At 66.3% G+C, this 13,434-nt stretch carries 11 protein-coding genes; 2 read left to right on the top strand and 9 right to left on the bottom strand.

The features are described 5' to 3' along the window. Positions 1–117: 117 nt before the first annotated feature. Positions 118–1,401 carry a Zn-dependent hydrolase gene (locus WC739_RS11885; RefSeq protein WP_372953227.1) on the top strand — a complete coding sequence of 428 codons (1,284 nt, stop codon included), beginning with the start codon at positions 118–120 and terminating at the stop codon, positions 1,399–1,401. After that, a complete protein-coding gene (locus WC739_RS11880) occupies positions 1,398–2,063 on the top strand; it encodes a cysteine hydrolase family protein (RefSeq protein WP_372953226.1) in 666 nt (221 codons plus the stop codon). Before WC739_RS11885 ends, WC739_RS11880 begins: the two co-directional genes overlap by 4 nt. Here the strand turns inward: WC739_RS11880 and WC739_RS11875 are convergent. From WC739_RS11875 to WC739_RS11835, 9 genes are read right to left on the bottom strand one after another with little or no spacing between them, the layout of a single operon-like run. Continuing rightward, entirely contained in the window at positions 2,048–3,535 is a 1,488-nt protein-coding gene (locus WC739_RS11875; RefSeq protein ID WP_372953225.1) for an amidohydrolase family protein, read from the bottom strand. The genes WC739_RS11880 and WC739_RS11875 overlap by 16 nt on opposite strands. A 12-nt stretch (positions 3,536–3,547) precedes the next feature. After that, complete coding sequence (locus WC739_RS11870; RefSeq protein WP_372953224.1) at positions 3,548–5,089, bottom strand: trimethylamine methyltransferase family protein; 1,542 nt, start codon at positions 5,087–5,089, stop codon at positions 3,548–3,550. 21 nt (positions 5,090–5,110) lie between these two features. Further along, positions 5,111–6,079 (bottom strand): D-2-hydroxyacid dehydrogenase, encoded by a 969-nt coding sequence (locus tag WC739_RS11865; protein WP_372953223.1) that lies wholly within the window; start codon positions 6,077–6,079, stop codon positions 5,111–5,113. Positions 6,080–6,088: 9 nt separating this feature from the next. Then, positions 6,089–6,997: a dihydrodipicolinate synthase family protein gene (locus WC739_RS11860; RefSeq protein ID WP_372953222.1), complete on the bottom strand. Its 909-nt coding sequence runs from the start codon at positions 6,995–6,997 to the stop codon at positions 6,089–6,091. Further along, complete coding sequence (locus WC739_RS11855; RefSeq protein WP_372953221.1) at positions 6,994–7,584, bottom strand: hypothetical protein; 591 nt, start codon at positions 7,582–7,584, stop codon at positions 6,994–6,996. Before WC739_RS11855 ends, WC739_RS11860 begins: the two co-directional genes overlap by 4 nt. Then, entirely contained in the window at positions 7,585–10,443 is a 2,859-nt protein-coding gene (locus WC739_RS11850) for a 2Fe-2S iron-sulfur cluster-binding protein (protein ID WP_372953220.1), read from the bottom strand. After that, positions 10,440–10,703 (bottom strand): sarcosine oxidase subunit delta, encoded by a 264-nt coding sequence (locus tag WC739_RS11845; protein ID WP_372953219.1) that lies wholly within the window; start codon positions 10,701–10,703, stop codon positions 10,440–10,442. Before WC739_RS11845 ends, WC739_RS11850 begins: the two co-directional genes overlap by 4 nt. Before the next feature lie 19 nt (positions 10,704–10,722). After that, on the bottom strand, positions 10,723–11,964 hold the full coding sequence (locus tag WC739_RS11840; protein ID WP_372953218.1) for an FAD-dependent oxidoreductase: 1,242 nt from the start codon (positions 11,962–11,964) through the stop codon (positions 10,723–10,725). A 5-nt stretch (positions 11,965–11,969) separates the two neighbouring features. Further along, a complete protein-coding gene (locus tag WC739_RS11835; RefSeq protein WP_372953217.1) occupies positions 11,970–13,340 on the bottom strand; it encodes an MmgE/PrpD family protein in 1,371 nt (456 codons plus the stop codon). Positions 13,341–13,434: the final 94 nt, after the last annotated feature.

Genomic DNA, 13,434 nt, shown 5'->3' with positions numbered 1-13,434 from the left:
CAGCCTGATCGCCGGCAAGGGTTTTCCCGATGATGTCGCTAGGCAAGGCGTTTCGATGGACGATCTGACGCCACACCGGCTGCGCGGCGTCGATTTTCAAGCCGTGCAGGTTGCTTCATGAGCAGTGCCGCGCTGACAGGCGGCGGCAGGCTTGCCGGCCACCTGCTGGAGAGACTTGCGCAAGCCACGGCAGACCCGCCCGGCGTAACCCGCGCGGCTTATGGGCCCGGCGAGCGTTTTGCCCATGACCTCATCCGCGACGAAGCCGAGCAACTCGGCGCCTCGGCGCGCGTCGATGCCGCCGGCAATCTCTATTTGACGCTGAAGGGCCGTATTCCCGATTTGCCGGCAATCATTATCGGCTCGCATCTCGACAGCGTGCCGCATGGCGGCAATTTCGACGGCGCCGCGGGGATGGTGGCGGGGTTGGCGGTGATGGCCGAATTGGTCGGGCAAGGCATCCAATTGCCGCGCGACCTGATCGTGCTGGCGACCCGCGCCGAGGAAGCGGTCTGGTTTCCGCTGTCCTATCCGGGCAGCCAGGCCGCGCTCGGCCTACTGGAGCCGACAGCGCTGGAGGCGAAGCGGTCGGACAGCGGACGCTCTCTGGCTGACCATATGCTGGAGGAGGGTTTCGACCCTGACGCCGTGCGGCGCGGCGTGCCGGGCATCGATGCCGGCCGGATCGCGGCTTTCGTCGAAGTGCATATCGAGCAGGGGCCGCGCCTTGTGGCAGCCGGCGCGCCGGTTGGCATCGTCACCGGGATCGCCGGCGGCTTTCGCCATGTCGAGGCGAGATGCCTTGGCGCCTACGCGCATTCGGGCGCCGAGCCGCGCTTCGCCCGCCATGACAGCGTGCTCGGCTTCGCCGACCTTGTCGCCGGCCTTGAAGCGGAATGGGACGCGCTCGAGCGTGACGGGCATGAGGCCACCATCACTTTCGGCCGGGTGGAATCGGATCCGAGCCAGCACGGCGGCAGCCGCGTGCTTGGCGAGCTTCGCTTCACGCTCGATGTGCGCAGCGCCGAGGCCGCGGTGCTCGACCGGATCGAGGCAAGGCTGCACGTGCTTTTTGCCGAACTGGGCAACAAGCGTGGCGTCAGCTTCGAGGCCGGACCGCGCTTCAGCTGGGAGCCAGCGACCATGTCGCCGGCGTTGATCGCGAGGCTGGACCGCGCCGCCGCCGAGCTGCGAATACAAGCGCCGCATGTGCCGAGCGGAGCGGGGCATGACGCGGCCAGCTTTGCCGGCGCCGGCATTGCCACCGCCATGATCTTCGTGCGCAACGAGAATGGCAGCCACAACCCGCATGAAGCAATGGAGATCGCCGACCTCGACCAGGCGATCCGCTTGCTTCTTCAATTCGTCACCGACTTCGACAATCTCCCGGGACAGCCATGAACCTTGCCGCGACCGCCTTGCTCGTCATCGATCTGCAGAACGAATACCGTCCCGACGCGGCCTGGCCGGTCATCGGCTATGACGCGGTGCTCGCCAATGCCGCCGCGCTCATCGAAGCCGCCCGCGCGGCAGGCGTGCCCGTCATCCATGCGCAGGCCTGGGTTAAGCCGGAGGAACGCGATGGTTATGCAAGGCAGGAGGAGATCCTGACCGAGGAATTCCGCTCCGCGATAGCCGGCAGCGATGGCGCCGCGATCTGCGCCGAGGTGGCGGCGCTGCCCGGCGACATCGTCATCCACAAGCACTGGCCGAGCGCCTTTCGCCGCACCGATCTTTCAACTCGGCTTGTCGACCGCAAGATCGAGAACCTGATCGTTGCCGGCGTGCTGACCGACAGCTGCGTGACTGCCAGTGTGTTCGACGGGGTCTATCAGGGGTTCAGGGTCTGGCTGGTCAAGGAGGCCTGCGGCAGCATGAGCGAGGCCATGCACCGCACCGGCATGCTGGACATGGCCAACCGGCTCTATGGCGGCGGCGTCCTGCGCCTGCCCGAGGCGTTGAAGGCGCTCGCCGGCCAACCTTTCGACGGCTGGCGCTGCACGCGGCCGGTGGAGTTCGTCTACACGCTGGAAACGGTGGATCGGAACTACGAGGCCTTGTGATCGGCGCCGCAGCCGCATGCGCCTCTGACAACCCTTGAAGCCGTGGGCTTGAGCACTGTGCCCGGCAGCGCTCCGGTCGCCTTGCCGCCACTCCACACGCACACGCCGTTGACGAAGACGTTCTCGATGCCGGCGGCTGGCCGGCGCGGCTCCTCGAAGGTGGCGGTGTCGATGATCGTCGCGGGATCGAAGATGACGAGGTCGGCGAAATTGCCTTCGGCCAGCAGCCCGCGCTGCTGGATGCCGAATTCACGCGCCGGCAGGCCGGTCATGCGGAACACCGCCTCCTCCAGGCTGAACAGGCCGACATCCCTGGCATAGTGGCCGAGCACGCGCGGAAAGGTGCCCCAGAGGCGCGGATGCGGATGGATGTCGTGCGGCAGGCCGTCCGAGCCGATCATGGTGCGCGGATGCGCGATGATGTTGCGCACATCCGTCTCGTCGAGCTGGAAGTAGACAGCGCCCGCCGGCAGCAGCCGTTCGCCCGCTTCGCGCTCCGTGCAGTTCCATTCGAGCGCGATGTCGGCGATCTCGCGCCTGGCCATCTCGGGATGCGGATCGGACCAGGTGACGAGGATCTTCAGGCCGGTGTCGCAGCGCTCCAGGCGAAGCACTGTCGAACTCGCGGCATAGGGATAGACATCCATGCCGATATCCATCGTCTCGCGCGCCCGGTCGATCCTTTCCAGGGACGGGAGGCTTTTGCCGAAATTGGCGCGGCCGGTGCATTGGTGGTGCGAGATGAACAGCTTGCCGCCAGCATGGCCGGCAATGTCGATGGCTTCCTCGATCGCCTCGTCCATCGTCTCGAAATAGTTGCGCGTATGGGTGACATAGGGGCCGCCGAGGCCCGCCGCTGTCGCGGCCAGCGCCATGACCTCTTCGGTCGAGGAGTTCACCGCCGGCGGATAGTCGAGGCCGGTGCTGAGGCCGAAAGCCCCCTCGGCCATTGCCTGCTCCACGGTCTCCTGCATTGCCGCCGTCTCCGCCTCGTTGGCCGGCCTGTCAGTGACGGGCATGCAGCGTTGGCGCAGCGTGGTGTGGCCGACCAGCAGCGCGGCGTTGGTGGCGATGCCGCGTCGCTTCAGCTCGGCAACATAATCGGCAAAGCGATCGAAGCGGAAATTCTCCTGGCCGCCGACCAGGGTGAAGGGCGGCGGCGGCGTCCTGTCGAGCAGCAGCGGCGCCAGGCTGACGCCGCAATTGCCGGCGATCACGGTCGTCACGCCCTGGCTGATCTTCGGGTCCATGCCGCGCGGCGCCAGGAGCGCGCCATCGTCATGGGTGTGGACGTCGATGAAGCCCGGCGCCACGACCTTGCCCCCGGCATCGATCTCCTCGTTGCCCTGTGCCTCTTCCAGCCGACCAATGGCGGCAATCCGGTCGCCGGTGACGGCGATGTCGGCCGCGAAAGGTTTCGAACCGTCACCGGCGATCAGGGTCGCGTTCCGGATGACGAGATCATAAGGCATCAGGCGGACTTCCTAAGCTTCCGGATCGACGGCGATCTCCTCGCGGCGTTTCGCGACATAGGCGTCGAGCTCCTCGCGGATCGCGGGGTCCATCACCGGTTCTTCGTAGTCATGCAGCGCCTGCTGCCAGAGCTCCGTCGCCCGCTCGAGCGCGTCCTTGCCGCCCGCTTCCTCCCAGGCGCCGTGGTTCTGCCAGTTGGACAGCATCGGCTGGTAGAAGGCGGTCGTGTAGCGCGACATGGTGTGCTCGGCGCCGAAGAAATGGCCGCCGGCCGGCACCGACTTGATCGCCTCGAAACCCAGATCGTCCTCCTGGAACGGCAGCGGGCGCAGGAACTCCATCATGTTCTGCAGGATCTCGACGTCGAGCACGAGCTTTTCGTAGGACGCCGTCAGGCCGCCCTCCAGCCAGCCCGCCGCATGGTAGATCAAGTTGGCGCCACCCAGCACCGCGCCCCATGTCGCCATTTCCGTCTCGTAGGCGGCCTGCAGATCAACCACGTTCGAGGCATTCGCATTCGAGGTGCGGTAGGGGAGATTGTAGCGTCGCGCCAACTGGCCGGCGATGATGTTGGCCTTGGCGTTCTCCGGCGTGCCGAAGGCCGGCGCGCCCGACTTCATGTCGACATTGGAGGTGAAGGCGCCGTACATCACAGGCGTGCCGGGGTTGACCAACTGGGTCAGTACCACACCGAACAGAGCTTCGGCATTCTGCTGGCAAAGTGCGGCCGCCAACGTCACCGGCGTCATCGCACCCATCAGCGTGAAGGGCGTGACGGTTACCGGCTGGCCGTGTTCGGCCATGGCCATCAGCCCCTCGGCCATCGCGTCGTCGAACAGCCGCGGCGAGTTGATCGAGATGATCGTCGTCACGCCGGGCGAGGCGCGCATCTCCTCGACGGAAATGCCGCGCGCGATCGCCATCATGTTGATCCCGTCCATTGCCCTGGCGCGGCCGATCGCCGTGCAGTGGAAAGAGAGATCGCTGAGTGTCAAATTGGCGTAGTAGGTGTCGAGATGGCGCGAATTGGCTGGCAGTTCCATCGGCGCCACCACCTGGTTGCCGATGATGTGGATGGCGTTGAAGTGGTGCGCCAGCCGGATGAAGTTCTGGTAGTCGGGAAGGTTGCCCTGGCGGCGGCCATTGATGCGGTCATGCACATTGGGCGGGCCGGCAACCAGCCCGAAGACCAGCGAGTTGCCGCCGAGATGCACCTGCTTTTCCGGATTGCGGCTGGTCAGCGTGAAGGATGACGGGACTGCCCGCAGTGCCTCGGTCACCAGGCTTTCGTCGATGCGGATGGTCTTTTCCTCGCGGTCGACGATGGCGCCGGCGGCGGCGAACAGGTCCATCACCCGGTCGCTCATGACACGGATGCCGAGTTCCGACAGGATGCGCATCGACGTGTCGTGGAGCCGCTCCATCCGCTCTTCGTCGAGCAGTTGCATGGGCGGATAGGGATTCTTCACGTGCTCCCAGGGCAGTTGCGCGATGCCGCCGCCGCTGCGCCCGGCCTTCCCCCTGCGGCCGCCGCCGCGCCTGTCCTGTGTCATGAGATTGCTTTCCTCTCGGCTTCAGTAGCCGCGTTCCGGACTGACGACGTTTTCAAGCGGCGCGCCGCTGCGGTAGCGCTTCAGATTGTCGGCGAACATCCGCACCGACTTGATGTCCCAGCCGTCATAGACCGCCGCGCAATGCGGGGTGATGGCGACGTTCTCGTAGCTCCACAGCGGATGATCCGCCGGCAGTGGCTCGGCCGCAAAGACATCCAGTGCGGCGCCCTTGATCTGCTTGCCGTCAAGGGCAGCGAGCAGCGCCGCCTCATCGACGACGCCGCCGCGCGAAATGTCGATGAGCACGGCCGAACGCTTCATCGCGGCGAAGGCTGCCGCACCGAGCAGACCGCGCGTGCCGGGCAGCAGCGGGACACAGCAGACGATGAAATCGGCTCGCCCCAGCAGGGTCGGGAGCGCATCCGGACCATGCACCTCGTCGAGGCAGGCCATGGCTTTTGGACGCGCGCGGATGCCGAGCGTCTGCATGCCCATCGCCTGTGCGCGACTGGCGACGGCCGTTCCGGTCTTGCCGAGGCCGATGATCAAAACCGTCTTGCCTTCGATCGGCTCGACGCGGCCGCCGCCCCACTGCCGCGCCTGCTGGCGGCGTTCGAAGCCGCGCAGGTCAAGCGAGAAGGACAGCATGGCGCCGAGCGCATACTCGGCCAGCATGCCGGCGGCAACGCCCGCCGCATTCGTCACCGTGAGCCGCTCCGGGTCCCAACGCCCGAGATGATCGGTGCCGGAGCCGCCGACAGAGACCCATTTCACCGTCGGGCTTTCGACCAGGGCCTGGCGCGGATAGCGCGGCGTGCCGTCGAAGCGCACGGAGTAAACCACTTCCGCCGATACGCGGCCGATCAGCTCGGGTAGGGCGGCATAGCTGTCGCAGCTATGGACAGTCAGATCCGGATGCGTCTCCTTCAGCACGGCCAGCGCCGCAGCTGGCCGGTCGGTGTGCAGGATGACGGATGGATCGGCCGACATGGGGGCCGCTCAGCTCGGGCCAATGTGGTCGGCAGAAGAACCGAGCGCGGCAAGCAACTTCTCACCGCTTTCGAACGTCGCATTCTCATGCGGCGCTCGCAGGTTCAGCCAACGCCTGTCGCCGGAACGAACCGCCAGCACGGCTTTCATCGCCGGGATGAGACCGGCATCCTGGATGATCTTGCGGAACGCCTTCACCGCTGCATCCGCTTCGGCGACGTCCTCCCCGGCCATCGTGCGATCGTAGAGGGCCCGGATGGCCGCGGCATTGAGGTTGACGGTGGCCGAGATGCAGCCCGCCGCGCCGCTGGCAAGCCCCTTGGTCAGCTGTGCTTCCGAACTCGGGAAGACCGCGACATCAGGCGCCGCGGCAATCACCGCCGCCGTGTTGTTCCAGTCGCCGGCGCTGTCCTTGTAAGCCACGACGGTGTCGGGAAACGCCTCGTTCAGCCTCGCGGTCAAGGCGGGGCTCACCGGCACGCCGGAATTCTGCGGGATGTGGTAGAGGATCACCTTCATTGCAGGGTTCGCCACCCGCTGGATCAGTTCGCTGTAGTAGCGCGCCTGGCCGTTGTCGCCGACAGCGGTGTAGAAGAACGACGGCAGCACCATCACCCCGGCGCAGCCGGCCCCGACCGCGTGCGCCGACAGTTCGACTGTTTCGGGCAGCGCGGTCACGCCGGTGCCGGGCATCAGCCGACTTGGCGAGATGCCGGCTTCGATCAGCCATTCCAGCGCCTGCATGCGCTCGCGCAAGGACAGCGACAGCGCCTCGCCGGTGGTGCCGAACGGCGACAGGAAATGCGCCCCTTGGCCGAGCACCCATTTGGCGTGCGATATCCAGAGATCGCGCGCGATGCGGCCATCGCTTTCAAACGGCGTCAGGATCGGTGCGATGGTTCCTTGCGGGCGGGTCATGTGTGTCCTTCCATATCGATCGGCAAATCTGTGCAGTGTCTGGCCGCCGCCGCTATCGTCCTGGCGAAGTAGGCCGACGCGGTGACGTCGAACAGTACATCGAAACCCGCTTGCGAGCGGAATGTGACCGCCTCGATGTGACCGACGCGTGTTTGCGCGATGTCGTCGACACCGAACCTATCGGCTCTGAGATCAAGCGCGCATAGCCGCTCCATCGCCTGCGGCGCGTGCCGGCCGGAAAGGCGCATCCACGCCCAGCCTTCCTCGCGCCAGGATGAATAGCCTTTCGGCCCGGTATCGTTCGCCCAGGCGGCCTTGAGTTCGGCAAGCGCGTCGCCGGCACCTTCGGCAAGCAGCAGGATGTCCTCGTTGCCGAGGCGCAGGACCCGCATGCCGTGATGCGCGCCGATGCGATTGACTGCGGGCAGGGAGACGCCCTGCGCCGCGAGCCAGGCGGCGCTGCCGCCGCCCTTAAGGCCAAAACGCGGATTGGGCGTCAGGTCGCTCAGCGTCACCGCGCCGACGGGCAGCATGGTGCCGTGCGCCGCGCCGCCGGCCATGAAGGGAAACACCGCACTTGCCGCCATCTACATCTCCTGCCTTGCGTTGGCGGGATCGAAGAAGGCATGGGCAACCACCGGCACGTCGACCAGGGTACCGTCCCGGCACTTCACCGTCACCAGGCTGCCTTCCGTGGAGTCGTCGATATGGACATAGGCAAGCGCGACGGTACAGCCGAGCGTCGGCGAGAAGCCAATCGAGGTGATCTGACCGACGGGAGCATTGCCGCGCAGCACGAGGCAGCTTTCGCCGGGTAGATCCCGGGCATCGTCCGGAAACCGCAGGCCGACGAGCTTGCGCGACTGGCCCAGCCTTGCGCGCATTTCGATCGACCGTTTGCCGACGAAGAACGGCTTCTTCTTCGACACCGCCCAACCGAAACCGAGCTCGTCAGGCGTGGTGATTGCATCGGTGTCCTGACCGATCAGAATGTGCCCCTTCTCCAGGCGGAGGATGCGGGAGGCTTCGAGACCGTAGGGCTTCAAACCATGCGGTTTGCCTGCAGTCATCACCGCGTCCCAAAGGGCGGGTGCGAGGCTGGATGGGCAATGCAACTCATAACTCAACTCGCCGGTAAACCCGATCCGCATCACGCGCACCGGCACGCCGGCGACGACGCCCTCGCGGCCGCTCAGATAGGGGAATGCCTCGCGCCCGAAATCGATGTCGCTGTCCAACGCTTCGAGCACCGTTCGGGCTTTCGGGCCGGTGACGTTCAGGCCGCAGAACGCGCCGGTGAGGTTGAGGACATCGACCCGCAAGCGCCATTGCGCGTTCCAGAACAACATGTCGGCATAGACGCGCGCCACCGCACCCGTGGTGGCGGTCACATAGAACCGGTCATCCGCCATGCGGTAGGCGACGCCGTCGTCGACCACCGAGCCCATTTCGTTGAGCATCAGGCAATAGCGCACACGCCCGACAGGCTGGTTGGCATGCGCCATCGTGTAGAGGCGGTCGAGGAACTCGCCGGCATCCGGCCCGCGCAGTTCCAGCTTGCCGAGCGTCGAGACGTCGAGCAGGCCAACCCCTTGCCGCACCGCCGTGATCTCGTCGCGGACCATCTTTTCAGCCGCGTCGGCATCGCCATAGAAATACGGCCGCCACCATGCGCCTACCGGCTTCATCACGGCGTTGAGCGCCAAATGCCTGGCATGCAGTGCGGTGCGCCGCTCGAGCGGTTCGTGGTGGCCGGCAAGCACGCCAAGCGTCTCCGGTCCGACCGGCGGGCGGGCGGTGGTGATGCCGACTTCGGCCACCGTGCGGTCGGTCGCCTCGGCAACGATCCTGGCTGTCGCCAGCGCGGAGTGGCGGCCCTGACTCGGGCCCATGCCGACGGTGCTGAAGCGCTTGACCAGCTCGATCTCGCGATAGCCTTCCTTGACCGCGTTTTGCAGGTCCTTGACCTGCAGGTCTTCATCAAAATCGACGAAGTCGCGGCCCTTCGGATGGGCGACGATAGGCAGCACATGGACCGGGCTGGTTCCCGTCGGCCTGGGCGATATTCTGTCCTCTGGAACAGCGCGGCCGAGCCCCGAAAGTGCTGCCACGGCCGCGTGACGGCCGCCGGCAATCGCGTCCTGCAGATTGCCGTCTCCGGCGACGGAGCCGGCAAGGTGAACCGGCGCTTTCGGCAGGCTGAGCGTCATCGACCCGCTCGCCGCGTCATAGCCGACTTTCGCTCCGGCCTGGCAAGGCAGCTGCCAGGCGGGCACATGGCCAGCCGAGACAGCCAGCAGGTCGCACTCGATCCAGCGCCCGCCGACGCGAACCCGCGCAAGGTGACGATTTCCCGCTGTCCCCTCGGCCGCTTCGACCATCGCGGCCTTCCGGATGGCCACGCCCTTGCCGTGCAACGCGGCCTCGAAAGTGCCTGTCTCGCCGCCGGATCTCGGATCGACGACCAGGAGGACCGAGACGCCGGCCTCGACCAGGTCGAGCGCCACGCAATAGCCTTCGTCGCCGGTGGCCAGCACCACGGCCTTTTGTCCGGGGCGCACGCCGTAATGGCGGATCAGCCGCTGCGCCGCACCTCCGAGCATGATCCCCGGCAGGTCGTTGTTGCGGAAGATGGCGGGCTGTTCGATCGAGCCGGTGGCCAGGATCAGCGCGCGCGCCCGTGTGCGAAAGAGACGGTCGCCCTGGATCAAGGGCAGCCAATTGTCCTCATACCATCCGTTGCAGACGGTCCCGGTCAGCAGGCGCAGATTGGGCAGTGCCCGCAGCCGGGAGGAGAGGTCGGCAAGCACGGCCGGATCATGCCGGCCATAGGTCAGCGATCCGCCGATTTCCGGGTTCTCGTCGCAGAGAACGACATCAGCGCCACCTTCCGCGGCAATGATGGCAGCGTTCAGTCCTGCAGGGCCAGCGCCGACGACCAGGATATCGCAGTGCAGATGCGTCTTATCGAAATGCCGGTGCGGCGCGGCCGTGTCGACGACGCCCAGTCCGGCCTTGCGGCGGATCATCGGCTCCCAGAATTTCAGCCAGCTGTCGCGGCGCGGCCCCATGAAGGTGCGGTAGTAGAAGCCGACCGGCAGGAATCGCCCCAACCTGTCCATGATCGCGTCGCGGTCGCGTTCGAGGGTGCCGTTGACGTTCTGCGCGCTGACCAGCAGGCCTTCGCTGACCGGCGCGCGATCGGCGGCGACATTCGGCTCGAACGGCAGTTGCACCAGCGTATTGGCGTCCGCGCCCGTCATCGAGAGGATGCCGCGCGGCCGATGGTATTTGAAGGAACGCGACAGCACCCATTGTCCTGATGCAGCGAGCGCGCTGGCAATGCTGTCGCCGGCATAGCCTTCAAAGTTCTTGCCCTCGAAAGTGAAGCGGATGGGACGGCTTCGATCGATCCGGCTCCCCCAGGGTTCGGCCAGCCGGTTCATGGGTGAACCCGTTCGGAAGCGTCGAAAGTGCGGAGGATCTCGTTGGTGACGAGGTCGCGCTCGGCCAGGAAGAAGTAGTTGCTCGGCACGTGCCGCCACCACTCGACCACGATGCCTTTGCGGTTCTCGGCGCGAAACAGGTGTCGCGACCAGTCAGCGTCGGCGGTCCGGTCCGGATCCGGGTCGGCGCGGACGGGCCCGAACGACTGGAACTCGTCTATGTTGCGCGGGCCGTTCATCGGGCAGGTCAGGATCTTCATGGTCAGTGGCGTTTCATGGTCAGTGACTGGCCGCCGTGGCGCCCATTTCGTTGAGCAGCCGGAAGGTCTCGAAACGCTCCAGCGCGAACGGCTTCAGAATGTCGGGCACGCGGCCCTTGGCGATGGTCTCCGCCATCCGCTTGCCGGCGACCGGCGTTGCCTTGAAGCCCCATGTGCCCCAGCCGCAATCGAGCCACAGATTTTCCAATGGGCTGGCACCCATGATCGGGCTGTAGTCCGGCGTCATGTCGGTGATTCCTGCCCATTGCCGGAGCAGCCGCACGCCCTGCAGGAACGGGAAGAGATGCACGGCGCCTTCGGCGAGGTGTTCCTTCATGTCGAGCGTCGAGCGCGTCGAGTAGAGCTGGTAGGGATCGGAGCCGCCGCCGATGACGACCTCGCCGCGCGAGGACTGCACCAGATAGGTGTGCAGCGAGACGGAGGAGACCAGCGTGTGCAGCCAAGGCTTCAGCGGCTGCGTCACCATCGCTTGCAGCGGATAGCAGCGGATGGGAAGCTCGACGCCGGCCATCAGCGCCACGTCGTAGTTCATCCCGCCGGTCGCGATCAGGACCTGGCCGCAGGCGATGCGGCCTCTGTTCGTCCGGACGGCCTGGACCCTGCCGCCAACGACCTCGAAGCCTTCCACTTCGGTCCGCTGGTGGATCTCGACGCCGCGCCGCGACGCCTGCGCGGCATAGCCCCAGGCAACCGCGTCATGCCGCGCGGTGCCGCCGTCAGCATGCCAGAGCCCGCCGAGGATCTCGAGCGCGCCGCCATAGTCCATGTTGAGGGACGGTACGAGCTCCTCGACCGCTTTCTGGTCGACCACTTCGGTGCGTGTGCCCAGGTGCTTGCCCATCTCGGCGCGCGTGTGGAAGCTGCGAAGCGTCGCTTCCGTGTGCGCCAGGGTCAGCTGGCCGCGCTGCGAGAACATGACGTTGAAGTCGAGTTCCTGCGACAGGCCCTCGAACAGCTCGACGGCTTCCTTGTAGAAGGCGATGCCTTCCGGCGTGATGTAGTTGGAGCGGATCGTGGTGGTGTTGCGTGCCGTGTTGCCGCCGGCGAGGTAGCCCTTCTCGATCACCGCGACGCTTTTTATGCCGTGGTATTTCGACAGATGATGCGCGCACGCCAATCCGTGCCCGCCGCCGCCGACAATGACGACATCGTAGGATGGCTTGAGGTCTGGCGTTGCGGGAATGTCGCCGCTGACCGGATAGTCCCTGCTGAGACCGTATTTCAGAAGCCTGAGCGGCATCTAGCCTACCACGCTGGCCGCTGGAGCATCGTACTGATCACAGGAGGATCGTAGAGCAATACCGAAAGATCGGAAAAACGGCTGTCCGGATCCGCAAGCGACAGGACTGCGTCGCGGATCGCGCCGGCGCGGCCTTGGCCCAGCACCGGCGCCGCAAACTCCATGTACTTGCCCTCGATTTCAGCCTGCGTCAGCGACGCTTCCGGCCCACCGCGGGCATGGACGTCGCCGGAAGCAAGGACGCGCCCGTCGCTTGTCGTGATCGTCACGTCGGCCCAGCGGCCTGCGGGGAAGCGGGCGCTGTGGCGCTCCGATTCCGAGACGGTGATGCGGCTAAGCATCTCGGCGACGGCCGCGTCCTCAAGCCCGTTGCCGGAAATGTGCTCCAGGCCGATCCGGCCATGCATGATGAAGGTCGCGACGGCGAAGCGCAGGCTGTATTGAGCTTTCGACGTCGTGTCCGGCATGCCGTCGAACAGCGTCGCGGCATAGTGGAAGCTGTTGACCTCGACGCGGCTGATCTCGGACGGCGTCAGGTGATGCGCCAGGACCAGGCCACGCGTTGCGTCGATGGCCGCATGCGCCCAGCGGCAGATCGGGTATGGCTTCACATATTGGTGGAGCACCTGCCAGAAGGCGCCGAGATCCTGCCAATGCGCGGCGACGTCGGGTGCCTCGACCGTGATCGCCGGCGCGCCGGTGAAGCCGCGCTCTGCCAGCACGGTCGCCGACAGGCCGACCAGCGCGCCGATGCCCGAGCCGTCGTGCAGCATCGTCGGCGTAGCGATCTCGCGCATCATCTGGCTGCGCGGTCCGTGATATTCGGCAATGCCGAGTGCCTCCCGGAATTGCCCGTCGTCAAGCCGCCGCAGCCTTGCCGCCACCGCGGCCACGCCCAGCGCGTTCCAGGCGCCTGACGTGTGGTAGTCCGACACCGTCGCATGCAGCGCGATGCCGGCGCGGCCGGCCACTTCGTAGCCGACGACCAGGGAGGAAAGCGCTTCCGGCCCGCTGAGGGCAGGGAGCGCCTCCGCCAGCGCTGCCAAAGCGGGCACGACGGCAACGCCGATATGGCCCTTGGTCGGGCTGTATCCGTCGTGGCCATCGAGATTGTCGATCTGCGTCGCGGCCGCATAGGCGGCTCCCGCGATGCTTGCGCGGCGACCGTCGAAAAGCATGCGGGCCGAATAGAGTGGATCGGCTGAGCCGTAGAGAAGGGCGGCGGTGTCGCGGGCGATCCGACCGGCTTCCATCGGACCGGCCGCGATGGCAATTCCGAGCGTGTCGAGCAGGAGATAGCGCGCCTGTTCCAGGATGGGCGCCGGAAATACAGCCGCCGGCCGCCGCAACACGAAATCGGCCAGGCGAACGGCCACGCTGGTACTCGCGTCAGGCCCTTCACGCCGATGCGACGGCACAGCCACTTGCATTACTCCCCTCTGCGTCACGACATCATTAATTTGGGTCCAT

This window comes from Mesorhizobium sp. (assembly GCF_041661565.1).
GTDB lineage: Bacteria > Pseudomonadota > Alphaproteobacteria > Rhizobiales > Rhizobiaceae > Mesorhizobium.
This window is presented reverse-complemented; position numbering and strand designations above follow the sequence as displayed.

Coding starts and splice junctions, on each gene's coding strand:
- WC739_RS11850 (WP_372953220.1), bottom strand. CDS start 10,443: ATGAACCGGCTGGCCGAACCCTGGGGGAGCCGGATCGATCGAAGCCGT.
- WC739_RS11865 (WP_372953223.1), bottom strand. CDS start 6,079: ATGTCGGCCGATCCATCCGTCATCCTGCACACCGACCGGCCAGCTGCG.
- WC739_RS11885 (WP_372953227.1), top strand. CDS start 118: ATGAGCAGTGCCGCGCTGACAGGCGGCGGCAGGCTTGCCGGCCACCTG.
- WC739_RS11845 (WP_372953219.1), bottom strand. CDS start 10,703: ATGAAGATCCTGACCTGCCCGATGAACGGCCCGCGCAACATAGACGAG.
- WC739_RS11870 (WP_372953224.1), bottom strand. CDS start 5,089: ATGACACAGGACAGGCGCGGCGGCGGCCGCAGGGGGAAGGCCGGGCGC.
- WC739_RS11860 (WP_372953222.1), bottom strand. CDS start 6,997: ATGACCCGCCCGCAAGGAACCATCGCACCGATCCTGACGCCGTTTGAA.
- WC739_RS11855 (WP_372953221.1), bottom strand. CDS start 7,584: ATGGCGGCAAGTGCGGTGTTTCCCTTCATGGCCGGCGGCGCGGCGCAC.
- WC739_RS11840 (WP_372953218.1), bottom strand. CDS start 11,964: ATGCCGCTCAGGCTTCTGAAATACGGTCTCAGCAGGGACTATCCGGTC.
- WC739_RS11880 (WP_372953226.1), top strand. CDS start 1,398: ATGAACCTTGCCGCGACCGCCTTGCTCGTCATCGATCTGCAGAACGAA.
- WC739_RS11875 (WP_372953225.1), bottom strand. CDS start 3,535: ATGCCTTATGATCTCGTCATCCGGAACGCGACCCTGATCGCCGGTGAC.